Below are 23339 nucleotides of genomic sequence, written 5' to 3'. Positions count from 1 at the left end.
ACCTAGTGGAGTTCCTGTGCGTGTCAGTGTTGTTGCCTTAGGCAAGATCGGGCTGCCGTTGGCGGTCCAGTTCGCGGCCAAGGGCCATCAGGTCGTCGGCGTCGACATCAACCCGAAGACGGTCGAGCAGGTGAACGCCGGGCAGGAGCCGTTCCCGGGTGAGGCGCACCTGGCCGAGCTGCTCGCCGAGACCGTGGCCGACGGCCGCCTGCGGGCGACCACCGACTACGCGGACGCCATCCCCGGCAGCGACGCGGTCGTCCTGGTCGTGCCGTTGTTCGTCGACGAGAAGACCGGCGAGCCGGAGTTCGGCTGGATGGAGAACGCCACCCGGTCGCTGGCCGAGCACCTGAGCCCGGGCACCCTGGTCAGCTACGAGACCACCCTGCCGGTCGGCACCACCCGGAACCGGTGGAAGCCGTTGCTGGAGGAGGTCTCCGGCCTGAAGGAGGGCGAGGACTTCCACCTGGTCTTCTCGCCGGAACGGGTGCTCACCGGCCGCGTCTTCGCGGACCTGCGCAAGTACCCGAAGCTGGTCGGCGGCCTGTCCGAGGAGGGCGCCAAGCGCGCCATCGCGTTCTACGAGGCCGTGCTGGACTTCGACGACCGCCCGGACCTGGAGCGCGGCAACGGCGTCTGGGACCTGGGTACGGCCGAGGCGGCCGAGCTGGCGAAGCTGGCCGAGACCACCTACCGCGACGTCAACATCGGCCTGGCCAACCAGTTCGCCCGGTTCGCCGGCGAGCACGGCATCGACGTGCACCAGGTGATCGAGGCGTCGAACTCGCAGCCCTACAGCCACATCCACCGGCCCGGCATCGCGGTCGGCGGCCACTGCATCCCGGTCTACCCGCGGCTGTACCTGTGGACCGACCCCGAGGCAACCGTTGTCCGCGCCGCCCGCGAGGCGAACCTCGGCATGCCCGACTACACCGTCGGCCTGCTCGAGGGCGCGTACGGCGACCTGGCCGGAGCCAAGGTGGTCGTGCTCGGCGCGGCGTACCGTGGTGGTGTCAAGGAGACCGCGTTCTCCGGGGTCTTCCCGGCCGTGGAGGCGCTGAAGGCCCGTGGTGCGGAGGTGTCCGTGCACGACCCGCTGTACACCGACGAGGAGCTCCAGCAGCTCGGCTTCACGCCGTACGCCCTGGGTGCCCCGGTGGACGCGGCTGTGCTGCAGGCGGACCACCCGGAGTACGCGCAGCTGACCCCGGCCGAGCTGCCGGGCGTGAAGGTGCTCGTGGACGGCCGTGACCGCACCGACGCGGCTCGTTGGGCCGGCGTGCGCCGGATTGTGATCGGAAGGTCGGTTCGACAGTGACAACTGCCGACCTGCGGGTCGTGATGATGGTCGCAAACGACGTCACGAACGACAGTCGGGTCCGCAAGGAGGCCGCAGCACTGGCCGAGACCGGAGCAGAGGTGACTGTGCTCGGGGTCTCGGCCAGCGGTCTGCCGTCGAGGGAGATGCTCGACGGCGCGCTGATCGTCCGGGTGGCCGTTCCGTTCAGCCTGCGGGAGGAGCGGAAGCGGAGCCGCAAGGCCCGCCGGGACTGGCGGCCGCCCTTGGTGGGGTACAGGTACCGGTCGACGTACGTCGCACGCAGCCAGCGGATCCAGGCCGAGCTGAAGGAGCTGAAGTCCGACACCGGTCACGCGATCGCACGGGCGAAGGCGGGCAAGAGCAATCCACTCAAGTTCAAGGCCGGCGTGGCCACGCGATTGCTGCGCAAGTCCCGGTGGCAGGCCGCGCAGAAGGCGACCTGGGTGCGCAAGGGGGTCGGCAACAAGGCCGACGCGCCGTTCAAGTTCGGCTGGCGTGCGTACGACGGGGTGATCCACCGGCTGCCCTGGCCGGCGCCGTGGCGCAAGCTGCACCCCGAGGCGCTGGACCTGGAGATCGCCTTCGGTGACTTGATCGATCGACTCGAGCCGGACGTGGTGCACGCGCACGACATGCACGTGATCGGCGTCGCCACCCGCGCGGCCGGCCGGGCCAAGCTGCGCGGCCGGAACCTGAAGGTCGTCTACGACGCGCACGAGTACGTCGCCGGCCTGTCCCGGTACGGCGCTCGCACCCGCCGCTCGATCGCCGCCTGGGCCAACCACGAGCGCGAGTACATCGGCGACGCGGACAAGGTGATCACGGTCAGCCCGGCGATCGCCCGGACGCTGCGCAAGGACCACAGGCTCGACCACGAGCCGACCGTGATCATGAACACGCCGAACCCGGTGGACGTGTCGGTCGAGGTGTCCGACATCCGCAGCCGGATCGGTCTGAGCGCCGAGGTGCCGCTGCTGGTCTACAGCGGTGGCGTCACCCGGGCCCGCGGCATCCACACCGCGGTGCAGGCGCTGGTGGATCTGCCGGACGCGCACCTGGCCGTAGTCTGTGTCCCCGGTGTCGCGACGGACGCCGTACGCGAGCTGCAGGCGCAGGCCGCGACGCTCGAGGTGCAGGACCGGTTGCACTGCCTGGACCCGGTGAAGCCGGACGAGGTGGTCGCGTTCCTGCGGACGGCGGATGTCGGGCTGATCCCGATCCTGCCCTACCCGAGCCACGAGATGGCGCTGCCGAACAAGCTGTTCGAGTACGCGTTCGCCGGCCTGCCGGTGGTGGTCAGCAACATGCCGAGCATGAAGGAGTTCGTCGACCGGACCCGGATCGGTGAGGTGTTCGTCGCGGCCGACGCGCACGACCTGGCCTCGAAGGTGCGCACGGTCCTCGGTGACCTGGACGCCTACCGCGAGCGGGTGGCCGACCCCGGCTACCAGCAGGAGGTCTCCTGGACCGGGCAGGCGGACAAGCTGCGGGCTCTGTACGGCGAGCTCGTCGGCCGCCAGCTGGGAGTCGTGCAGCCTGGTGGCCGGGCGATCAAGAAGCAGCGCCGGTTGCTGCTCGGTCCGGTCAACAGCGCCGGACAGGCCTGGCTGTGGGCGACCGCGCTCGAGCGTGAGGTCCCGGATCTCAAGGCGGAATCGCTGACCACGGGCAGCGGCGCGTTCGACTTCCGGGTGCACCGCACGGGCACCTATCGCCAGTACCGGTCCGACCTGCGCTGGCAGCTGGAGCTGACGGCGTACGCGTTGCGCGAGGTCACCCACGTGCTGTTCGAGGCCGGCCGGCCGATGTTCGGGCAGCAGCGCGGGCAGATGTGGACGCACGACGTACCGATGCTGGACCAGGCGGGGATCAAGCACGGCCTGGTCTTCCACGGCTCGGAGATCCGGGATCCGGCACAGCACCGTGCGCAGTACCAGTGGTCGCCGTTCCGGAACGCCGACGACGAGCTGACCGTCCGCCTGCAGGCAGCCAACGACCTGATGCGGCGGCACCTGGAGGGCTACGAGGGACCGGTGTTCGTCACCACGCCGGACCTGCTCGAGTTCGTCGACGACGGGATCTGGCTGCCGCTGACGGTCGACCTGGACGCGTTCGCCTCGTCCGCGCCGGTGCTGGAGCGGGAGGTGCCGGTGGTGCTGCACGCGCCGTCGGCCAGTGCGTTGAAGGGGTCGGTGTACGTCGACCCGGTGCTCACGGACCTGGATGCGCGGGGCCTGATCAAGTACCAGCGGGTCCAGGGCGTCCCGCACTCCGAGCTCGCCGAGATGGTCCGCACCGCCGACATCGTGGTCGACCAGCTGCTGCTCGGCTCGTACGGCGTCTTCGCCTGTGAGGCGATGGCGGCCGGCCGGGTCACCGTCGGGCACATCGCGGACCCGGTCCGCGACCTGCTGCCGACCGACCTGCCGATCGCGGAGGCGACCCCGGACGACCTGACCGAGGTGATCGAGCGGCTGGTCGCCGAGCGCGACTCGGCCCGCAAGATCGCCGACGCGGGTCCGGAGTACGTCCGCGAGCTGCACGACGGGCGCAGGTCCGTCGAGGTCCTGCTGCCCTTCCTCTCCGATGAGCAGAGCCTGGACGGAAGGTGACGTGCGGGTTCTGATGATCGCGCAGTCCCCGATCGCGGGGGACTCGCGCATCCTGCGGGAGGCGACAGCTCTGGTCGCGGCCGGTCATGTGGTTCACGTGATCGGCCGCGACGTACCGGAAGCCTGGCTGGAAAATCAACGAAGCGAGGTCGGTCCGGGCGTCACGGTCGAGTCCGTCTCCCGCTCGGCCGGACTGCGGGGCAGCAACGGTGGTCCCGCGGTCGGTCACGGCCGGAACGGGCCGAAGGTGATGGTTCAGCGGTTCGGCCGGTGGCTGTTGCTGCCGGAGCACCGGAACCGGACCGAGAAGCAGTGGCGGACCGCGGCGGCTCCGCGCGTCGCCGCCGCGGGGCCGTTCGACGTGGTCCACGCGCATGACTTCAACACGCTCGAGCTGGCTGCTACCTACGCCTCGGAGTGGTCGGCGGCGCTTGTCTACGACACCCACGAGTTGTGGTTCGACCGCGCGCTGCCGGGCCGGCCGACGCCGTTGTGGCGGGCGCGTGGGCGGCGGTTCGAGGTTTCGCTTGCTGCTCAGGCGCGCGTCGTGATCACGGTCTCGGACGGGATCGCGCGGCGGTTGCGCGAACGTGGGTTGGCTGACGTTCGCGTCGTACGGAACACGTTCCCGAAGGTTGACGACGTACCGGCACCGCTGGACCGGCCGGAGGGTCTGCTGTACGCCGGTCGCGTCGGAGCCGGTCGGGATCTGCCGACGGTGGTCGCCGCCGCGCGTCAGCTCGCGCCCTTCCGGACTGTCTTGATGGGCTCGGTGGACCCGAACTACCGGCTGGACCTCGGTCCGGTCGAAACCGTCGCCGAGCGCTCCATCGACGAGGTCGACGACACCCTGCGCTCCTACGGCATCTCGCTGGTCACGTTGACCGACACCTGCGAGAACCACCGCTTGGCGCTCCCCAACAAACTCTTCCACGCCGTCCGTGCCGGGGTGCCCGTCGTAGCCGCCGATCTCCCCGAGATGCGTTCGGTGGTCACGCAGTACAAGCTCGGAACCCTCTACAAACCAGGCGATCCCGCCTCCCTCACCGCCGCCGTCCGCGAGCTGATCGAGAACTACACCACCTACGCCGACGGAGTCCGCACCGCCGCCACAGACCTCAACTGGGAAAAGGACTCGGCGACGCTGCTAGCCGCCTACGCCGACCTCTGACCCCAACGTCCGAAGAAGTGGCGGCGAGGTCTCGCCACTTCTTCGGACGTAAGGTCACGTCAGCGGGAGGCTTCCACCATTTGGCGCATGAGTTCGGCCGGGTCCTTCTCCGGCTCGGGCTGGGCCAGCTGGGTGGAGGCGAGGCGAGACTGCGGGACCTCGGCGGTTTGTAGCGCCGCGGTGTAGCCCGTGAGGGGGAGGGTGAGGGAGGAGCGGGACGGGTCCAGGGTGATGGTGGCACCGGTGAACGGGATCGATGGGTTGTCTGGTTCGACGGTGAGGACCAGGCCGAGGCGGTGGCCGGGTGGGAAGACCACGTCGTCGGCGTTCAGTTCGAAGGTCAGGTCGTACCACGTGCCGGACCGCAAGGATTCCTTGGCGTACAAGGACTTGTAGTGGCCGACGTCGGCGAGCGTCCGGACCACGACTGACGTGTCCGACACCGCCGTGTTGATCTGCGTCTCGGCATAGCACCCGGTGTCGAGCGCGTTCCCGTCACCCCAGCACACCCTGGTGTCCGGGACGTTCGTGACGTTGGCGTACCGCTTCGCCGTACCGTAGTCGACCAAGCGGGCTTTGATGCCTGCGGCAACCTTGTCGACCTTGACCCGGACCGACACCTTCCCGGTGCCGGTGACCCGGACCGCCCTCTCCAGTTCGTCGCTCAGGAACACCGCCCGATCCGGCCGCGCCGTGGTCGGGTCGAGTACGACGGTGTCCTCGGACGGATCCGACGTACCGGTGAAACTGACCGGGGCACTCGACGCGGCCGCGATCGACAGCCCTCCGGTCTTGGCGCCGGCCGCCTTGCTCAGCTTCAATGTCGTCTGCCGGGCACCGACGGCCGGCCAGCGCGGCTCGTCGAAGAACGTGCCGTCCTCGCGCTGGATGGTCGCCTGCGGGGTCTGCATCACGCCGTTCTTCAGCCCCTGCAGCCAGTAGTCGAACCACGGGTGCAGCTTGTTCACCCACTCGTCGCGGAAACTGAAGCCGTCCAGGTGCACGCCCTGGTGCAGGAAGATCTTCCGCGGCACGTTGTAGCGGGACAGCTGGTCCCACCACTCACCGAAGTGCCGCGTCTTCACGTTCTCGTCGCCGAGGCCGTGGACGACGTACACACTGCTGTGGACGTTGCGCGCGTCCAGGTTGTAGTTCCGCGGGTCCCACCAACTGCTGTAGCTGCCGGTGCGGGTGTCGGAGTCCTGCTCGATCTCGTTCGTCAGCTCCACACAGCGCGGTGACGCGTCGTTGCTGACGTAGTCGTGCAGGAAGCCCATGTACTCGTCGTAAAAGGGCACGCCGAAGCTCCGGGTGTAGTCGTACCAGCTGGAGATCGCGGCGATCGGGACGATGGTCTCCAGACCGCGGACGCCGGTGCTCGCGACCGAGTTGGCGATGGTGCCGTTCCAGGAGACGCCGATCATGCCGGCTTTACCGGTGGACCAGTCGGCCCGGGCCCGGCTGCCGTCGGCGTTGTAGCCGGGCACCCGGTTGTTCAGCCAGTCGATCACGGCCTTGGTGCCGAGCACCTCCAGGTCCGCGCCGACGTCACTGCAGCCGGTCGACCGGAACGTTCCGGGCATGTCCACGAACGCGACGGCGTACCCGCGCGGCACGAAGTAGTTGTCCAGCCAGCTGCCGAACACCTGCCGGACGCCGTTGGCATCGAAGTACGACTTGTTGTCTCTCGCGTAGTACGGCGACGCCTGCACGATCACCGGGACGTCGATACCGGCCTGAGCCGCCTCGCCCGGCCGGATCACGTCGACCGTGATCCGGTCGGTGACCCCGTTGGCGTCTCCGTCCAGCTTGGGTACGTCGACCTGGATCCGCTCGTGGATGGCGTTGTCGTAGTCGTACGCCGGCACGGTGGCGGTGCCCTGGACGAAAGGCTTGGCCGGTACGGCGGTGGGCCCGGCGGTCGCGGTCAGTGCGGCCAGTGGTGCCATCGCCGCGGCGACCAGAAGAGTGATCCCGGTCCGGAACCGAGTTCTGCGCATGCGTGTCTCCCCCTGTGGGCGGTAGGTGAAGACCCATTCTGTGCACAGATCTCATCCGAGCGGTCACTTCCTGTGCACAGCAAGGGAAAGACTTCGCGCGGCAACTTCTCCGGCTCCCCGTGCATCGAGTGATGCGAGACGAAAGGACACTGGATGATTCGCAAGACCATCGGCACGGTCGGCGCGGCGGCGTTGGTGCTGACGCTCGGACCGGCTCTGCAGCCCGCCCAAGCCGCCACGACAGCTCCGACGGCCGTGAGTGCGGCATGCGCGCTCGGGCTCGGCTCGTTCACGCAGGACTGGGGCCACAACAGCCGAGTCATCACCGCGACCGCGCCACCGACCGTCAGCCCGGTGATCTCCACGCCGAACGTCTACACACCGCCGTACAACGTCGGTCAGCCCACCACGTTCACCGCGGTTCCCGCGGGCGCGGGCAGGACGACCCGGATCGGCAAGGTCGTGTACGGCGCCGGCTACCTGTACGAGAACCGGTACACGATCGGCGCGGACGGCAAGCTCGTCGGCCCGTCGGTGATGCGCCGGATCGGCAACGGCTGGGGCGGCCGGTTCCTGCACCAGTCGCAGTACAAGGCGTCGGCGACCAGCAAGCCGACCCGGACGATGCTGTACCAGCAGGATCAGTACGGGCGCTTCGGGCGCTGGACCGATCTCGGCACGGGACTCCGCAACACCGGGTACGTCACCGGCCTCAGCACGATGAAGTCGTTCGCGCTGATCGCGGCGACCCCGACGTACGACACCTTCCTGGCCAACAACCGGGGCGGCGGTCTCTACACGGTCAAGATCCCCACCACGAGCCCGCTCAAGCCGATCGTGACGCCGGTGCGCACCTCGAGCTGGCAGGGCTTCGAGCAGCTCATCGCGGCCCCGTGTGGCAAGACCGGCTCGATCGTGCTCGGCATCGACAAGGACACCGACACCGGTTACCTGTACGCCGTCGGCCACGCGAACGGCACCCAGACGGTGATCAAGAACCTCGGCAAGGTCCCCGGAACCTTCACCGACTGGGACTACTTCCGCTTCGCCCCCGCCTACGACCCCCTCAACGGCGCCTGATACTCGCTGGGGGATTCCAGGGACACGACAGGGGAGGTCTAGTTTTCAGGTGCGGCTGGGCTCGGGTTGGCCGCGCCTCCGGGGGGCGGAACCGCCGTACCGCGCCTACACCGCGGCGGGCGACTGAACGATCACGCCGTACCGCGCCGCCGTGGTGACGAGAGTTGTGGCCTCCTCGGGGGCAGGAGGCCCGGCGGGGACGTCGGTCGCCAGCCTGCCGGAGAGCTCGAGGAAGAACTCCTCCAATCCGCCGGGGAAACAGACCAGCAGAGCGCGCGCGGGCCGATCCGACAGGTTGGTGAACGCATGCGTGCGTCCCTTGGGCAGGAACATCGCTTCTCCCGGACCCAGCGTCGAGCGGCCGTCTTCGGTCTCCAGGACGATCGCGCCTTCGATCCCGTACCACAGCAACGCCTCACGGGTGTTGGTATGCCGTGGAGCGCCGGCGCCAGGCCGGACGGAGACTTCGAGGACCCCGACGACACCGTCGGTGTGTTCCTTCCGCAGCAGGATGTGGTTGTCCATGCCGAGGAAGGTAGACGTCTGGCGCTCGCTGATGCTGATATGCACGTTGTTGTTGCTCATGACAAAGCCTCCGGTCTGTCAGTAGTCATGGACCCCGCTCACATATCCATGGTTGGCGACCGGTGTACGCGCGGCATCGGTAGGATCTACCCATTCTCGGGCCGATGGCGGATCCGCAGAGTGGTCAAGACTCCTTGGCGGGCAGCAGGTCGTGCTCCAAGGCGAAGAGCGCTGCGGCCGAGCGGCTGGTCACGCCGATCTTGGCGTAGGTGTTCTGCACGTGGTGCTCGGCCGTTCGGGGTGAGATGTGCAACTGCTCGGCGATCTCCCGGTTCGAGCACACCCTCGCGACCAGCCGAAGGACCTCGACCTCCCGGTCGGTGAGTCCGGCCGGTCGGGCTGCCCACCGACGCTGGACTCGATGTCCGGCAGCCTCGAGAACCGCCGCGACAGCCTCGTGATCCAGTCGGCCCCTGTCGGCGGCAGTCCGGAGCTCCTGGGCGGCATGTTCCGGATCCAGGGCATCACGATGAGGACGCCGCTGAGTCATCGCCTGGTACTCATCGGCGGCCGCCAGCACGCGTGCGGAGATCGCGATCTCAGGAGTCCGGCACCCACGGTGGTAGCCGGAACCGTCGAGGCGCTCGTGATGCATCCCGGCGATGCGAGCCAGTGGCTCGAGAGTTCGCGACGTCGCAAGGATCCGCTCGGTGTGGTAGGCGTGCAGGCGGATCTGCTCCCACTCCGGACCGGTGAGCGGCCCAGGTCGCTCCCAGAGCAGGTCGGAGATCCCGACCTTGCCGACGTCATGCAGCAAGGCGGCGACATGCAGACGCTGGGTCGCTTCGGCATCGAACCCAAGGCGCTCTGCCGCGGCCTTGGCCAGTCTGGCGACTTCTTTCGAGTGGCCATGCGTGAACGGCGTCTTCAGATCCACCAGATCGCCGAAGGCGGCGGCTACCAGCGGCATATCACCTGCCGGCTTCTCCACCACAGGGTCCGGTTCCATCGCCAGTACCCCTGCCCGCGGATCCCCGGCGTCGGCGTCCCTCAGCAGCGCATCCGCGTTCGAAACGAAGTCCGCGACGATCGCGGGATCGAGAAGCGAACCACTGCGCCGCGACACCGCGTGTACGGCGAGCTCGACACCCCCGATGTCGTAGAAGAGGGTCGCTTCGGACGCCACCCGCGCAACGCGGGCCGGTGCGAGAATCTCGTCCCCTTCGAGCCGCTGTGGGTACCCGCGCCCGTTCCAGGCCTCCTTCACCTGGAACAGGGCACTCTGCACCCCGTCGGTCAGATCGATCCGGCGTGCGGTTTCCCGGGCGATCTCACACACCGTCGAGTCGTAGCGCCGTCCCAGCGCACGGCCTCGGGCCAGGATGAAGGCTGTGGTTCTTCCCCGCTCCAGGAGCGGCATCCCGCGTGTGGACTCCGGAATCAGCGACAAGATGATGTCCTTCGGATCCGCGAAGTTCGTTCTCGCGCCTGCCCGGTTCGCTCTCAGTTCATCGCCGAACGCAGCGGACATCTCATGGGAGAACGCCGCACATCCAACGTGGGACAACAGCGATGTGTAGAAGGTTTCGGCGGCCTCATGCTCAGACAGGCCGGTCTCTCGTGCGAGGGCCACTCCGACACGGCACGAGCGCATCGCGTGGCCCGGGGTCAGTCCATAGCCCAGGTCAGCCACGAGGGACAGACCCGCGAGCAAGTCGGCGAGACGCAGATTGGTGCCCACCATTCGATTGTGACCCGCGTCGCCGGTGCCCATAAGAGCTTGGGGCGGTCACCTGACCAGGTGGAGGCGGGTCTCGGCGACGGTGACGTCGAGGCGCTGACCCCAGCTCAGGGCGAGCGTGTCGGACTCGATGCCGTCGCCGAAGACCACCAGGTCGGATTCAGCGGTGACGGTGAGCTGCTGGTCCGCCTTCAGCATGCCTTCGGTACAGGTCGTGCCGGTCGTCGGCGAAGGCCACGCCTCGCGGACGAACCAGCTGAGTGTCGACTCGGTTGCTGTCGGCAACGTGAGCGGACTGTGCCGCTCCTGCCAGGCGGAGCGACACCAGCCGGTCGAACCGGTTCCCGTGCCTACCAGCAGACCCGACGACGACTGGCGTTCTTCCTGCGCATCGGGCGTGCTCAGTCGATAGCGCGCCGACTGATGCGTCCGATGGCCGACGTACACCTCGTTGAGCGCGAGCAGACGCTGGCCGTCATCGGTGCTCGCGGCCACCATCGTGCGCAGTTCGGCAGCCGCAGTCAGCTCGGATCGCAGCAGGCCGGCCACCGCTGCGGGCTCGTGTGCTACCAGTACGCCGGGATTGCGGCCGGGCTCCGGGTCGACTCCGATCACCGGCTGCCCGTCCAGGTACTTGGCCACGTTCGCGACCAGTCCGTCCTGGCCGACCGCGATCACCACGTCCTCCGGGCCGAACCCGAACCGGTCCAGGTCGTTGCGCTCGGCAACCGCACGCCGCCAGTCCAGCGGGATCGCGGCGGACACCGCGGCCAGCGCCTCCTGCTGGGCCCGGTGCCGAGCGTCCAGCTCGGCCAAGTCGCGGCCGCGCGCCGAGAGGAAGAAGCCGGCCTGCTGACGGGTGCCGTGCCGGGCGACCAGCTCGGTGAGCTCGGTCGCCCGGTGCACGATCACCGCCCTGGGTGGAAGGCTCATGTGAAGTCACCGGCCGCCGTACTCAGGCCTGCTGCCCGGAGGTCAGCTTCGTCAGCAGCGGGGTGAGCAGGTCCGGCGTCAGGTTCAGCGTCCCGATCTCCGGCAGTGCGCCCTGCTTGATCGCCATCGCGAGGATCGTCCCCTGGTCCAGCTCGGCGTACGCGTCCAGCAGCGCCTTCTCCACGGCTGCCTCGGCCGCGCCGATCGCCCGCTTGGCATCCGCCTCGGCCTCGCTCAGCGCCCGCTTGCGACCGGCGGCGGCCTGGGTCTCGATCTGCCCGGCAGCGGCCGCCTCGGTGGCCCGGCGCCGCTCGTTCTGACCGCGCTGGTTGACCAGCTGCTCCTCGCGCCGGGCCAGCTCGATCTGGTTCTGCAGCTCGTTCTCCGCGATCGACCGCTCCCGCTCGACCGCCATCGCGCGCCGCTCGTACGTCGCCTTGTCGGCGGCCTGCTGCACCATCTCCCGGGTGGGGGTCTGCAGCGCCTTCTCCACGTCCCGCTCGGCCCGTACGGCGACGACGCGGACGTCCTCGACGCCGATGCCGAGTCCGGTGAGCCGCTGATCCGCCCGCAGACCGGTGCCGACCGCCTGGCGGAGCGCGGTCATGCCTTCGGACAGCGCCTCGGTGAGGCTCATCCGGGCCAGCAGGTCGAGCGCCGTCTGCTGTGCCAGCTCGGTCAGCAGTCCACCGAGCTGCTCCAGCGGCGTGGACCGCCACAGCCCGATGTCGGGGTCGATGCCGAAGTCCAGCCGGGCCGCGGCCAGCCCCGGGTCGGTCACCCGGTAGGTCACGGTCGCCTGCACGGCCACGTCCTGGAAGTCCTGCGTCCGGCCGTGGAACAGCAGCGGCTGCTCGCGGTCGTCGACCGGGATCTCGCTCAGCGACGAGTTCAGCGCGCGGAACCAGAACGCCTGGCCGGCGCCGTCGTGCACGAGCTTGCCGTTGCGCAGATGCCGCACGTGAGTGGTCGGGTTGGCCCGCAGGTGGCTGATGAAGCGGAACCGGGTGATGTCTGCCATCGGACTCTCCTCGTTGTCGTCACTTTGACGATAAGGGTTGGATGACTTTTCGTCAAGATGACGATTAGAGTGGTCTGCATGGACTTCGTACCGCTCGGCCTGGCTACCGACCTGATCATCCTGACCGTCCGCGACGGCACGCTGCAGGTGCTGCTGATCCGCCGGGGGATCGCTCCGTACCGCGGCCGCTGGGCGTTGCCGGGCGGATTCGTCCGGCCGGACGAGGACCTCGAGCAGACCGCCCGTCGCGAGCTCGCCGAGGAGACGGGCCTGTCCGCGGACCGGATCCACCTCGAGCAGGTCGCGACGTACGGCGCTCCGGATCGCGACCCGCGGGGCCGGGTCGTCAGCGTGGCCTACCTGGCGCTGGTCCCGGATCTGCCCGCCCCGGTCGCGGGGACGGATGCGGCATCGGCCAGCTGGGTCGACGCCGGTGAGGTGCTCGGCGACCCGGACCGGCTGGCCTTCGACCACCACCGGATCCTGTCCGACAGCGTCGAGCGGGCGCGGGCCAAGCTCGAGTACTCACCGCTCGCGGCCGCGTTCTGCCCGCCCGAGTTCACCATCTCGGAGCTGCGCGGTGTGTACGAGGCGGTCTGGGGTACGCCGCTCGACCCGCGCAACTTCCATCGCAAGGTCACCAAGACCGCGGACTTCGTCGAGCCGGTCGGCGCCACCACCACCCGCGACGGCGGCCGCCCCGCCCAGCTCTTTCGCCGCGGACCCGCCACCACCCTCCACCCCCCGATGGCCCGCGGTTGACTTCAACTCGGCTTGAAGTGCTTGCATCCGGCCATGACCCTGACCGGAGCACACGTCCTCGTCACCGGAGCCGGCCGCGACACCGGCCGCAAACTCGCGTTCGCCTTCGCGGCTCGCGGCGCCCACGTGCTCGCCACCGCCCGGACCCAGGCTGCGGCCGAGGAGACCGTCGCGCAGATCGAGGCGTCCGGCGGCACCGCGACACCCGCCGTACTCGACCTCGCGGACCCTGGGTCCATCGAGCGATTGGCTGTCGACCGTCTCGACGTCCTCGTGAACAGTGGCGCGCGGTACCTGGCCGGTTCCCCGTCGCCGGCCGATGTCGTGGACACGATCGCGGGCGGCGTGACCGGGACGGTACTGCTGACCGAACGTCTCTTACCGTTGCTCAGGGCATCCAACCGACCCGACATCGTGAACCTGATCTCGGCCGCCGGGGAAGTCGGTCACCACCGGTCGGACGCGCATCCGGCGTTCTACGCGGCCAAGCACGCGCAGGCCGGGTACGCCGAAATCCTGTCGGAACGGCTGCGTCCGGACGGGATCCGGGTGATCTCGCTGTTCCCGCCGGATTTCGTCCAGGACGGGCCGCGTGTCGCCGGCTCCGATCTGACCGCCGACTCCGTGGTCGAGTGCGTGATGTTCGCCGTCAATCAGCCGAGGGACTGTTTCATCCGAGCGTTCTACTTCGAACAGCCAGCTCCTCGGCGGTGATCAGCTCCGTGTGCGTCCCGGGGGAGCCGCAGGCCCAGGCACCCGCGATCGATCCGGCGCGGGCGGCGTCGTACCAGCTGACGCCGTCCAGCCTCCGGGCCAGGAAGGCCGAGACGTAGGCATCGCCGGCGCCGTTGCTGTCGACAACTGGCCGGTCGGGGAGCTTGACGGCCGGAATGTGTTGTGGGGGTTGGTTCCTGAGGTGCAGGTAGCTGCCGTCGGCGCCGGCCATCGCGACCACGACCTCGGCCCGGCCGTTGGCGAAGATCCAGTCGACGGCGTCGTCCGGCAGCGCGCTGGTGGAGACGAACACGATGTCGGCGGCAGTCGCGAAATCCTTGTGGTGGTCGTTCCGGCCGTCCCAGTCCTGCAGGTCCGTGGAGACCGTGCAGTCGGCGGCGAGCGCTTCGGGCAGTGCGTGCCGTGCGAAGTCCACGATCGACACGTGGACATGCCGCGCCCGTACGACGTTCGTTCGCCAGAGGTCCGGGTCGACCTGCAGACCGGTGTGGTCGCGTCCGTCGAACAAGGAAAGCCGTCGCCCGTCGGGGGTGACCAGGTTGACCGCCCGTCGGGTGCCGTTCGGGTGGATCGCGACGTGTAGCGGTAGGCGGAGTTCGTCGTACAGACGGCGGATCCGGTCACCCTCGGCGTCGTCACCGATCACATCCGCCAGCCCGGTCCGCAGCCCGAGCAGGTGACACCCGAGCGTGACGCCGTGTCCCGTGTGAGCGACGTACGACTCGACAGGCTCGACCAAGATCGTCTCCACGGGGGGCAGCGGCAACTCCGGCACCCGCACGATCGTGTCGATCCCCGCGCCGCCGATCACGAACACGTCCAGTTCCATGCCACCATCTTCGCCGAGATCGGCGACGGCCAGGCAGGACGGGTGCCTGCCTGGCCGTCGGGCTGCTACCGCGACGTCTCGACGAACTGGCGGATCAGCTCGGCCGGGTCCTTCTCCGGCTCAGGATGCGCCTTCTGCCGCGCGGTCACCGTCTCGGCCGGTCCGGGGCTGCGCAACGAGGCCGTCGTACCGGTCAGCGGCAGGGTGAGCGACGACCCGGCCGGGTCGATCGTCAGTGCTCTACGTTCGACGGTGTCGTCCGGGTTACCTGGCTCGACCGTCAGTACGAGCCCGATCCGATGCCCGGCGGCAAACACCGCGTCGTCGGCGTTGAGCTCGAAGGTCAGGTCGTACCAGACACCGCGCCGCAACGGCTCCAGCTCGGTCAGCGAACGGTAGTGGCCGATGCTCGCCATCGTGCGGGCCACCACGTTGAGGTCGGACGTTGCCGTCGCGATCCCGGTGTCGGCGTAGCAACCGGTGTCGGTCGCGTTCCCGTCACCCCAGCACGTCGACGTCGGCTTGTTGACGTACGACGTGTAGCGCGTGGCCGGACCGTAGTCGACCAGACGGGCCTTGATCGCCGCGGACGGCGCGGACGACTGGACACGGACCTTGACCGTGCCGGTGCCGGACAGTCGCACCGCGCTGGTCAGCTCGTTGGTCAGGAACACGGTCCGGTCGGATCGCAGCGTTGTCGGGTCGAGCACGTAGTCGTCGTCGGAGTCCTTCCGGTCGGCGAAGTTGACGGTGCCCGAGCTGGCCACCGCGTCCGTGGTCAGCGTCCCGGCGGTCCGCCCGGCCGGCGCGGCCAGCGACAGCTTCGTCTGCTGGGCGCCCGCGGCCGGCCACGTCGCCTCGGTCGTGAAGGTGCCGTTCTCCCGCTGGATCGTCGCCATGGGGGTGTCCATCACGCCGTTGTCGAGGCCCTGCAGCCAGTGGTCGAACCAGGGGTGCAACCGCTGCACCCACGTGTCGCGGTAGCTGAAAGAGTCGATGTGGACGTCCTGGTGCAGGAAGATCTTGCGCGGTACGCCGTTCTTCGCGAGCTCGTCCCACCACTCGCCGAAGTGCCGCGTCTTGACGTTCTCGTCGTTCAGGCCGTGGACGACGTACACGCTGGACTTCACGTTCGCGGCGTCGAGGCGGTAGTTGCGCGGATCCCACCACGAGCTGTAGCTGCCGGTCGCCGAGTCGGACGCGTTCTCCAGTTCCCTGGTCAGTTCCGGGCATCGCGGGCTGACGTCGTTGCTGACGTAGTCGTGCAGGAAGCCGACGTACTTGCCCCAGAACGGAACGCCGTAGCTGCGGGTGTAGTCGTACCAGCTCGAGATGGCCGCGATCGGCACGATGGTCTCGAGGCCCTCCACGCCCGTGCTGGCGACCGAGTTGGCGATGGTGCCGTTCCAGGAGACGCCGATCATGCCGGCCTTGCCGGTGGACCAGTCCGCCGTCACCGGCGCCCCGGCGGGCGTGAAGCCGTTGGCCCGGCCGTTCAGCCAGTCGATGACCGCCTTGCCGCCGGCCACCTCGTAGTCGCCGCCGACGTCGTCACAGCCGGAGGAGCGGAAGGTGCCGATCAGGTCCACGAAGGCCACGGCGTAGCCGCGTGGCACGAAGTAGTTGTCCAGCCAGGTGTTGAACACCTTGCGGGTGCCGTTGGCGTCGAAGTAGCTCGCCGGGTTCGAGGCGTAGTACGGCGACGCCTGGATGATGACCGGTACGTCGACTCCGGCCTGCGCGGCCTCGCCCGGGCGGATGATGTCGACCATCACCCGGTCGTGGACGCCGTTGTCGTCGGCGTCGACCGGCACCTCGACGGAGACCCGTTCGCGGATGGCGTTGTCGTACTCGTAGACGGCCGTCGTCTGTGCACCCGAGACGAACGGCCGGTTCTCGGTCGGCTGGGGCTGGGTTGGCGGCGCCGCCGTGGAGGTGAGCGGGCTGAGGGCGATTGTGGCGAGAACTGCGGCCGCTGTGGCGACCGTGGTGGTCCGGCGTGGTCGCCGGGACAAGCTGAGCAGCATTGGCGGACTCCTGAGCTTTGGCGGATACACCCGACGCTGTCCGGCGCGGGCGTGGCCCCGAACATTAAGCCGAGTCGGCGACCAGCGCCAGGGTTTCGGCGACCTGCCGATCGTCAGTAGCCGACGCTGTCGATCGGCAGAAGCGCGGCAACGGTCCGGCAGACGAGGGTTGGAGCATGCTCACTCGACGACTGCTCATCGGCGCCACCGGAGCCGCCCTGCTCGGCCCATTCACCGGCCCCGCCGCCCTGGCCACAGGTCCCGCCGCCCAGCCCACCTTGGTCAGCGCTGCCCGGCCAAGCTCGGCCGGCGCTGCGAAGCGACGTACACCTGTGCCGCTGCGTTTCCCCCGGCCCACCGGCCCTTTCCCCGTCGGCACCACCGAGCTTCATCTCGTCGACCACGGCCGGGACGACCCGTACGTTCCGGGGCGGCCGCGGGAGTTGATGATCAGCATCTGGTACCCGGCCCGGAACGCAGCCGGCCCGCCCGCGCCGTACCTCCCGCCGCTGACCGCCAGGCTCTACGCCGAAGGAGCCGCCGCGGCACTTCAGCAGCCGGTGGACGCGGTCGACTGGGTTGGCGCCCGAGCTCACGCCACCACTCTCGCGCCTGTCAGCCGGAGTTGGGGCCGCCGGCCGATCGTGGTGTTCTCACCCGGCTTCGGCGTACCACGAGGGCTCGCGACGATCATGGTCGCCGAGCTGGCCAGCCGTGGGTACGTCGTCGTGACGGTGGACCACACGTTCGAGGTGGCCGGTGTGGAGTTCCCGGGCGGGCGGCTCGAGGCGCAGACGTTGGCGTCGGGCTCGTACGCCTTGATGGCGAGGAGCACCAGGGTCACGGATGTCCGGTTCGTCCTCGACGCACTCACCAGGCTCGCGCGCGGTGAGAACCCGGACGCCGAAGGCCGTCGCCTGCCATCCCACGTCGGCGACCTTCTCGACCTGCACCGGATCGGCGCGTTCGGTCACTCAGCCGGTGGCATCACCTCGGCCGACGTGATGGACGTCGACCGCCGGGTCAAGGCCGGGATCGACATGGACGGAACCCTTGCCTACGGCTACCCCGACCCGGGACAGTGCCCGACTGTGGCACACGGCACCGACCGTCCGTTCCTGCTGATGGGAGCCGGCGGCACCGGTCCGAACGGCGCACCCCAGACGCACCGGACCGAACCGTCGTGGGGTCTGTTCTGGGACCACTCGACCGGCTGGAAGCGAGATCTGAACGTCCCGGACGGGCGGCACTACACCTTCATCGACCACCAGGCGCTGATCCCGTGGTTCCAGCGGTTCTTCACCGTGCCGCCGGAGCTGGTCGCGAACACGGTCGGCACGGTCGACGCCGACCGGATCCTGCGCTCGCTGCGAAGCTACATCCCCGCGTTCTTCGACCAGCACCTGCGTGACCGGCCGAGCCGCCTGTTCGACGGCGACTCGGCCCGGCATCCCGACGTACGGCGCATTGCCTGAGCTACTGCTTGATCGGGGCGCCCGTCTTGGACTGGAGCTCGTCGAAGGTGACGCCGTCGGCGAGCTCGACCAGTTCCAGGCCGTCCTCGGTGACGTCCAGGACGGCCAGGTCGGTGATGATCCGGTTGACCACGCCCCGGCCGGTGTACGGCAGGTCGCACTCCTCGAGGATCTTGTGCGAGCCGTCCTTGGCCACGTGCTCCATCAGCACGATCACCAACTTGGCGCCGTGCACCAGGTCCATCGCGCCGCCCATGCCCTTGACCATCTTGCCCGGGATCATCCAGTTCGACAGGTCACCCCTGGCCGACACCTGCATGGCGCCGAGGATGGCCGCGTCGATCGCGCCGCCGCGGATCATCCCGAACGACAGCGCCGAGTCGAAGAACGATGCCCCCGGCATCGTCGTGACCGTCTCCTTGCCGGCGTTGATCAGGTCCGGGTCCTCCTCGCCCTCGACCGGGTACGGGCCGACGCCGAGGATGCCGTTCTCGCTCTGCAGGACGACGGTGACGCCGTCCGGGATGTAGTTCGGCACCAGCGTCGGCAGGCCGATACCGAGGTTCACGTACGAGCCGTCCTCCAGCTCCGCGGCGGCCCGGGCGGCCATCTGCTCACGGGTGAGTGGCATCTCAGGCCTCCAGCTTCTCGCGCTGGGCCTCGTAGGCCTCGCGGGGTTGGACCGTGCGCTTCTCGATCCGCTTCTCGATGTCCTTGCCAACAGCAACAACGCGCTGGACGTAGACACCGGGCAGGTGGATCTCGTCCGGGTCCAGCTCACCAGGCTGGACCAGCTCCTCGACCTGCGCGACGGTGATCCGGCCGGCCATCGCGGCCAGGGGGTTGAAGTTCCGCGCGCTCCGGTCGAACACCAGGTTGCCGTGCGTGTCGCCCTTGAGCGCGTGCACCAGCCCGAAATCGGTGGTGATCGACTCCTCCAGCACGTACGTGGTGCCGTTGATCTCCCGCGTCTCCTTCGGCTGCGACGCCTTGGCCACGGTGCCGTCGGTGTGGTACTTCTGCGGCAGCCCGCCCTCGGCGACCTGGGTGCCGACACCGGCCAGGGTGAAGAAGGCGGCGATCCCGCAACCGCCGGCCCGCAGCTTCTCGGCCAGCGTGCCCTGCGGGGTCAGCTCGACCTCGAGCTCACCGGACAGGAACTGCCGGGCGAACTCCTTGTTCTCCCCGACGTACGACGACGTCATCTTGGCGATCCGCTTGTCCGCGAGCAGGATGCCCAGGCCCCAGTCGTCGACGCCGCAGTTGTTCGACACCACGCTCAGCCCGGTCACCCCCTTGTCGTGCAGGGCTCTGATCAGCTCCATCGGGTTACCGCACAGCCCGAAGCCGCCGACCGCGAGGCTCGCGCCGTCGCCGATGTCGTCGACCGCGGCCCGCGGCGAGTCGTACGTCTTGTCCATCCGGCTGCTCCGTTGCAGTGTCGGGGCTGGTTCGACCTCGACTCTAACCAGCCATCCGCAAGTCCGGCGAGACCCGCCATCTGTGGGCACTGCCACAGGTGTTTCGTGGCCCTACACCGAGGTGTGCCGGGGCACTATGCGGAGGCTTCGGAGTTGATCAGCAGGTTCAGCTCGTGCAGGGCCTCGTACCGGGCGTCCTCCAGAGCTTCGGAGTCGCGGGACAGCACGATGGCCAGGTGCTCCCTGGCGGTCAGCAGGTCGCCACCGGAGCGGGCGACCCGGGCCAGGCCGATGTGGGCGGCGGCAGCGGTTTCCGGCAGGTCGGCGTGCTCAGCGAGAGCCAGCGCCCAGCTGAAGTCCTCGCCGGCCGCGTCCAGGTCGCCCTGGCGGCGGTAGAGCTCGCCGCGCTGGCACAGGAGTAGACCGGACTCGTCGTCGGCCCGGAGCTTCTCCGCAAGTTCCAAGGCCTGGCTGATGATCTCGAGGGGCTCGTCGACGAGCTCTCGGAGCGCTGTCAGCGCCAGGAACATCCCCCAGCGGTCGTCGAGCATCCGGAAGCGTCCCAGCGCCGTCCGGAGTGCCTGCACTGCCTCACCCGGGGTCGCGGAGGTCAGGCCTGGGTAGCCTCGGCACAACTCGACCGCGGCCCTGGTCCAGGCGTCGCCATTCTCGTTCCGCGCCAGTACCTCCTCCACCACCGAGGATGACTCGAACGGACCGAACACCAGCGACCACAGCAGCACGGTCACCGAGTACCGGAACGGGCCTGTCGTGGTGAGGACGATCTGCTGAGCGAGCTCCACCTGCTCCTGCTCAGCGGACCCCGCTCCGTGGAGCACTGCCAGCAGATACTCCTCGTCCAGCCCGACCGGTACGGTCCTCCCCAGCATGCTGAGCACTCGTTCCGCAGCTGCCGCGGCCTCGTCCTGCAGCCCGTGCGACCACCAGTGTTCGGAGTACTCCGCCACGAGCCGCAGTGCGGTCCTCAGGTCGCTTTCACAGGCGCGCTCGATCGCGCTGACGATGTGGTCACCCTCGAGGCCGTCCAGATCGCCGTACCCCTCGAAGTCCACTGCCTCATTCTCACCCCGGCGGGTTCACAGCCTGTCACCGGGCCCTAGAACCGCAGGATGCCCCACCGGTCCGGGCGGTGCATGTCGGCGACGTACTGCGGCGACCAGACCCAGAAGCTCAACTCGGTCCCCTTCACGTACTCGCCGTCGACCACCTCGTGCGGCCACTCGCACCGCATCAGGTTCATCCGCCACTCGTCACCGGGGCGGGGCGGCGTGGCCCGGCCCTCGTCGGCTGCGCTGCCTTGGTTGTATCGCGCCAGCTCCGCCCACGGTACGGCGACTTCCACCGACCAGCCGGTGTCCGTGTCGGACGGGTCGTTCAGCGTGCCGTCGACGTGGACCGCGGTCCGAAGGCCGGGCAGGTTGGTCGGGTCCACCGGTACGCCGCCGTCGACGTACGGCTTCGGCAGGGTCAGCTCCCAAATGGTGCCGAGCGGGTTGATCTCGAACTCGTAGTAGTTCAGCCCGTCGCCGTCCGGGTCGAGGAACAGCTCGAAGTTGTTCTCCTCGAACAGCTTGGTGTTCTTCTCCCGCATCGTGGACCAGACGTGCGGTTCCTCGAGCAACCCGCCGACGTAGAGGAACTCGTCGTCGTACATCAGCTTCGCCCGGGTCCGGAAGCGCGGGATCGGGCCGTCGCCGGTGATGTCGACGAACGGAGTCGTCCACGGCGCGACGTTCCAGGCCGGGTCGGTCAGGGTCCCGTCCAGGTTGGGTGCGACCGGCGTACGTGGGCAGTCGTAGACGGGCAGGTCAGGCATCGGCACGCTCCAGCAGTCCGGCGACGAGGTTGGCGACGAGGAAGGTGATCGCGGTCAGCACCGGTACGACGGCCAGCGTCCACGGCGACGACAGGTTCTCGGTGAGGAAGGCGAGGACGAGGATCAGCATGAAGGCAACGCCGAGGAACGCCACCAGCCGTGGGTGCGGCATCGCCAGCCGGCTCAGCGCGAGCCCGCCCAGCACGATAGTGACCACCACGATCAGCACCAGCAGCGGGAGGCCCAGGACGCCACAGTTCGCGGTGTCACGGAACCGCTCGCAGCCGCGCTCGCTCAGCCACACCAGCGCGATCGTCGCGAACCCGCACAACAGCCCGACGACTCCGAGGATCAGCAGCGGTGGCAGTGGCGGCGCGTCGTACCGGCCGTCCTCGTCCTCCTGACTCATTTCCGCAGGCTACCGGGATCAGGCGGCGCCCAGGGAGTGGGCGATCGCGTCGCGCACCGCCGCGTCGGTGGGAGCCGGGATCCCTCGCTCGGTCGCGAGCTCGGCCAGCGAGACCATCGTGACGTCGTGCAGCCCACAACTCGTGAACATGTGAAACACGCTCATGTCCGGGTCGACGTTCACCGAGAACCCGTGGCTGGTCACGCCCCGCCGGATCCGCATCCCGATCGAGCACAGCTTGCGCCCGTCCTCGGTCCACACCCCGACCAGGCTGCTCGCACCCTTCGGCGTGTCCCGCCGTACCAGCGGGAACCCGAGCGACCCGAGCGCCTCGATCAGCCCGTTCTCCATCCAGCGCACGATGTCCACCGGGCCGCGCCGCTTCAGGTCAATCACGAGATACCCGACCAGCTGCCCCGGCCCGTGGTACGTCGCGAACCCACCCCGATCCACCGCCACGGCCGGAATGCTCGCCGCCTCAGCCGGCAGATCCTCCACCACCGTCCGCGGCCCGTACGTGATCACCGGCGGATGACTCAACATGAACAACCGATCCTCGGCCGTCCCCTCAATCCGCTCCTCCACCCAGTCGCGCATCTCCTTGGCCGCGACCTTGTACTCCACCTCACCCAGATCCACCCGCTGCATCACGCTCACCCGCCCAGCGTAGGTCGACCGGGAAATCAGAAGGGCGGTGACCGGAGTCACCGCCCTCGAAGAGTCACCGCGAGACACGTGGGCGACTGTTTATGCCTAGATCGGGTCGGTATTCGGTACTTTGGATGCTCGTGGTGGTGGCGGTTGCTGTACTGCCGATCGCAGCCGTAAATATCCTGCCAGGGGGTGCTCAGGCACCCGATTCCGATCGGGCGACGAGACTCCGACATCGCTCATCCGGTGCAATCTATGAAGTGGTCCCGGCAGCGGGCTAATGGCCAAACGCTGTTCCGTAGTCGAAACTGGTCAGGTCAGGCGAGCCGCCATGGGTGCCGGCGGCGATCGCCCGCACGATCTTGCCCCGCGCCTTGGTCGACAGCTCTGGGTCCAGTGCAGGGCAGATCAACTGGTAGCGGCATTACTGGGGGCAGCTTCACGATGCATTACGTCATGTTGCTCACTGCGGCGCGAACAGGCGCCGTCTGACCCGGCCTACTGGCCATCCACTGCTGATGGGGATGCCGACCAGGCTGAACCCGCCGCAGCCGACCCGGCCGTGTGGTACTGGAGCTCCGCCCACCCGTCAGGTAATTCTCTGTAACGACGGCCGCGGTGCGTGAATCATCCATGCGCCCCTCCGGATGTCGGCCAACGACCGTCTGCCGACACTCGCTTTCGTGGCCACTGGTGTACTGACCACGGAGGTTGGTGACGGCGTGGCGGGCTGACAAGGCGAAGACCTCCGGGTGAAGTGCGAGCTGCCAAGCAAACGCATTTCACCAC

General features: G+C 68.7%; 20 protein-coding genes. 7 read left to right on the top strand and 13 right to left on the bottom strand.

Annotated elements, in window-relative coordinates; genetic code table 11:
- Positions 1-16 precede the first annotated feature (16 nt).
- From AB0F43_RS17100 to AB0F43_RS17090, 3 genes are read left to right on the top strand one after another with little or no spacing between them, the layout of a single operon-like run.
- The gene (locus tag AB0F43_RS17100; protein WP_360476878.1) at positions 17-1318 is read left to right on the top strand and encodes a nucleotide sugar dehydrogenase; all 1302 of its coding nucleotides are present in this window, start codon (positions 17-19) and stop codon (positions 1316-1318) included.
- Positions 1315-3933 (top strand): glycosyltransferase, encoded by a 2619-nt coding sequence (locus AB0F43_RS17095; RefSeq protein ID WP_360476875.1) that lies wholly within the window; start codon positions 1315-1317, stop codon positions 3931-3933. The genes AB0F43_RS17100 and AB0F43_RS17095 overlap by 4 nt, the downstream gene beginning before the upstream one ends.
- Before the next feature lies 1 nt (position 3934).
- Positions 3935-5104: a glycosyltransferase gene (locus AB0F43_RS17090; RefSeq protein ID WP_360476872.1), complete on the top strand. Its 1170-nt coding sequence runs from the start codon at positions 3935-3937 to the stop codon at positions 5102-5104.
- A gap of 59 nt (positions 5105-5163) precedes the next feature.
- Here AB0F43_RS17090 and AB0F43_RS17085 read toward each other — a convergent pair whose 3' ends face one another.
- Positions 5164-7104, bottom strand: a complete 1941-nt coding sequence (locus AB0F43_RS17085) for a CocE/NonD family hydrolase (RefSeq protein WP_360476869.1) — start codon at positions 7102-7104, stop codon at positions 5164-5166.
- Between the two features lie 153 nt (positions 7105-7257).
- Between AB0F43_RS17085 and AB0F43_RS17080 the strand changes: the two genes are divergently transcribed.
- On the top strand, positions 7258-8184 hold the full coding sequence (locus tag AB0F43_RS17080; protein WP_360476866.1) for a hypothetical protein: 927 nt from the start codon (positions 7258-7260) through the stop codon (positions 8182-8184).
- 105 nt (positions 8185-8289) lie between these two features.
- Here the strand turns inward: AB0F43_RS17080 and AB0F43_RS17075 are convergent, their stop codons facing one another.
- The 4 genes from AB0F43_RS17075 to AB0F43_RS17060 form a co-directional block, all read right to left on the bottom strand.
- Positions 8290-8769, bottom strand: coding sequence for a cupin domain-containing protein (locus tag AB0F43_RS17075; RefSeq protein ID WP_360476863.1), 480 nt, complete (start codon positions 8767-8769; stop codon positions 8290-8292).
- Between the two features lie 124 nt (positions 8770-8893).
- Positions 8894-10450 (bottom strand): HD domain-containing phosphohydrolase, encoded by a 1557-nt coding sequence (locus tag AB0F43_RS17070; RefSeq protein WP_360476860.1) that lies wholly within the window; start codon positions 10448-10450, stop codon positions 8894-8896.
- 48 nt (positions 10451-10498) lie between these two features.
- The gene (locus AB0F43_RS17065) at positions 10499-11383 is read right to left on the bottom strand and encodes a hypothetical protein (RefSeq protein WP_360476857.1); all 885 of its coding nucleotides are present in this window, start codon (positions 11381-11383) and stop codon (positions 10499-10501) included.
- A gap of 22 nt (positions 11384-11405) precedes the next feature.
- The gene (locus tag AB0F43_RS17060) at positions 11406-12404 is read right to left on the bottom strand and encodes an SPFH domain-containing protein (RefSeq protein ID WP_360476855.1); all 999 of its coding nucleotides are present in this window, start codon (positions 12402-12404) and stop codon (positions 11406-11408) included.
- Between the two features lie 78 nt (positions 12405-12482).
- Here AB0F43_RS17060 and AB0F43_RS17055 point away from each other — a divergent pair, with 78 nt between their 5' ends.
- Together AB0F43_RS17055 and AB0F43_RS17050 are read left to right on the top strand one after the other, a co-directional pair.
- A complete protein-coding gene (locus AB0F43_RS17055) occupies positions 12483-13166 on the top strand; it encodes an NUDIX domain-containing protein (protein WP_360476852.1) in 684 nt (227 codons plus the stop codon).
- A 33-nt stretch (positions 13167-13199) separates the two neighbouring features.
- Positions 13200-13880, top strand: a complete 681-nt coding sequence (locus tag AB0F43_RS17050) for an SDR family NAD(P)-dependent oxidoreductase (protein WP_360476849.1) — start codon at positions 13200-13202, stop codon at positions 13878-13880.
- Here AB0F43_RS17050 and AB0F43_RS17045 read toward each other — a convergent pair.
- Together AB0F43_RS17045 and AB0F43_RS17040 are read right to left on the bottom strand one after the other, a co-directional pair.
- Positions 13837-14730 carry a carbohydrate kinase family protein gene (locus AB0F43_RS17045; protein WP_360476846.1) on the bottom strand — a complete coding sequence of 298 codons (894 nt, stop codon included), beginning with the start codon at positions 14728-14730 and terminating at the stop codon, positions 13837-13839. The genes AB0F43_RS17050 and AB0F43_RS17045 overlap by 44 nt on opposite strands.
- Positions 14731-14795: 65 nt before the next feature.
- The gene (locus AB0F43_RS17040; protein WP_360476843.1) at positions 14796-16757 is read right to left on the bottom strand and encodes a CocE/NonD family hydrolase; all 1962 of its coding nucleotides are present in this window, start codon (positions 16755-16757) and stop codon (positions 14796-14798) included.
- A gap of 176 nt (positions 16758-16933) precedes the next feature.
- Here AB0F43_RS17040 and AB0F43_RS17035 point away from each other — a divergent pair, with 176 nt between their 5' ends.
- Positions 16934-18232, top strand: a complete 1299-nt coding sequence (locus AB0F43_RS17035) for a hypothetical protein (RefSeq protein WP_360476840.1) — start codon at positions 16934-16936, stop codon at positions 18230-18232.
- Between the two features lies 1 nt (position 18233).
- Here the strand turns inward: AB0F43_RS17035 and AB0F43_RS17030 are convergent, their stop codons facing one another.
- From AB0F43_RS17030 to lipB, 6 genes are all read right to left on the bottom strand, one after another.
- Positions 18234-18863: a CoA transferase subunit B gene (locus AB0F43_RS17030; protein ID WP_360476837.1), complete on the bottom strand. Its 630-nt coding sequence runs from the start codon at positions 18861-18863 to the stop codon at positions 18234-18236.
- A gap of 1 nt (position 18864) precedes the next feature.
- The gene (locus AB0F43_RS17025) at positions 18865-19653 is read right to left on the bottom strand and encodes a CoA transferase subunit A (RefSeq protein WP_360476834.1); all 789 of its coding nucleotides are present in this window, start codon (positions 19651-19653) and stop codon (positions 18865-18867) included.
- A 134-nt stretch (positions 19654-19787) separates the two neighbouring features.
- Positions 19788-20726 (bottom strand): hypothetical protein, encoded by a 939-nt coding sequence (locus AB0F43_RS17020; RefSeq protein WP_360476831.1) that lies wholly within the window; start codon positions 20724-20726, stop codon positions 19788-19790.
- A 44-nt stretch (positions 20727-20770) separates the two neighbouring features.
- Positions 20771-21490, bottom strand: a complete 720-nt coding sequence (locus AB0F43_RS17015; RefSeq protein WP_360476828.1) for a carbohydrate-binding family 9-like protein — start codon at positions 21488-21490, stop codon at positions 20771-20773.
- On the bottom strand, positions 21483-21899 hold the full coding sequence (locus tag AB0F43_RS17010; RefSeq protein WP_360476825.1) for a hypothetical protein: 417 nt from the start codon (positions 21897-21899) through the stop codon (positions 21483-21485). Before AB0F43_RS17010 ends, AB0F43_RS17015 begins: the two co-directional genes overlap by 8 nt.
- Positions 21900-21917: 18 nt before the next feature.
- A complete protein-coding gene (lipB, locus tag AB0F43_RS17005) occupies positions 21918-22547 on the bottom strand; it encodes a lipoyl(octanoyl) transferase LipB (protein ID WP_360478785.1) in 630 nt (209 codons plus the stop codon).
- Positions 22548-23339: the final 792 nt, after the last annotated feature.

This window comes from Kribbella sp. NPDC023972 (genome assembly GCF_040639075.1).
GTDB lineage: Bacteria > Actinomycetota > Actinomycetes > Propionibacteriales > Kribbellaceae > Kribbella.
Note: the sequence above shows the minus strand (reverse complement) of the source record. Positions and strands in the feature narration are given on the sequence as shown.

What these genes read in the sequence shown, in the direction of transcription:
- AB0F43_RS17085 (WP_360476869.1), bottom strand. Translation starts at nt 7,104, where the DNA reads ATGCGCAGAACTCGGTTCCGGACCGGGATCACTCTTCTGGTCGCCGCG.
- AB0F43_RS17080 (WP_360476866.1), top strand. Translation starts at nt 7,258, where the DNA reads ATGATTCGCAAGACCATCGGCACGGTCGGCGCGGCGGCGTTGGTGCTG.
- AB0F43_RS17075 (WP_360476863.1), bottom strand. Translation starts at nt 8,769, where the DNA reads ATGAGCAACAACAACGTGCATATCAGCATCAGCGAGCGCCAGACGTCT.
- AB0F43_RS17065 (WP_360476857.1), bottom strand. Translation starts at nt 11,383, where the DNA reads ATGAGCCTTCCACCCAGGGCGGTGATCGTGCACCGGGCGACCGAGCTC.
- AB0F43_RS17060 (WP_360476855.1), bottom strand. Translation starts at nt 12,404, where the DNA reads ATGGCAGACATCACCCGGTTCCGCTTCATCAGCCACCTGCGGGCCAAC.
- AB0F43_RS17055 (WP_360476852.1), top strand. Translation starts at nt 12,483, where the DNA reads ATGGACTTCGTACCGCTCGGCCTGGCTACCGACCTGATCATCCTGACC.
- AB0F43_RS17050 (WP_360476849.1), top strand. Translation starts at nt 13,200, where the DNA reads ATGACCCTGACCGGAGCACACGTCCTCGTCACCGGAGCCGGCCGCGAC.
- AB0F43_RS17045 (WP_360476846.1), bottom strand. Translation starts at nt 14,730, where the DNA reads ATGGAACTGGACGTGTTCGTGATCGGCGGCGCGGGGATCGACACGATC.
- AB0F43_RS17040 (WP_360476843.1), bottom strand. Translation starts at nt 16,757, where the DNA reads ATGCTGCTCAGCTTGTCCCGGCGACCACGCCGGACCACCACGGTCGCC.
- AB0F43_RS17035 (WP_360476840.1), top strand. Translation starts at nt 16,934, where the DNA reads ATGCTCACTCGACGACTGCTCATCGGCGCCACCGGAGCCGCCCTGCTC.
- AB0F43_RS17030 (WP_360476837.1), bottom strand. Translation starts at nt 18,863, where the DNA reads ATGCCACTCACCCGTGAGCAGATGGCCGCCCGGGCCGCCGCGGAGCTG.
- AB0F43_RS17025 (WP_360476834.1), bottom strand. Translation starts at nt 19,653, where the DNA reads ATGGACAAGACGTACGACTCGCCGCGGGCCGCGGTCGACGACATCGGC.
- AB0F43_RS17015 (WP_360476828.1), bottom strand. Translation starts at nt 21,490, where the DNA reads ATGCCTGACCTGCCCGTCTACGACTGCCCACGTACGCCGGTCGCACCC.
- AB0F43_RS17010 (WP_360476825.1), bottom strand. Translation starts at nt 21,899, where the DNA reads ATGAGTCAGGAGGACGAGGACGGCCGGTACGACGCGCCGCCACTGCCA.
- lipB (WP_360478785.1), bottom strand. Translation starts at nt 22,547, where the DNA reads ATGCAGCGGGTGGATCTGGGTGAGGTGGAGTACAAGGTCGCGGCCAAG.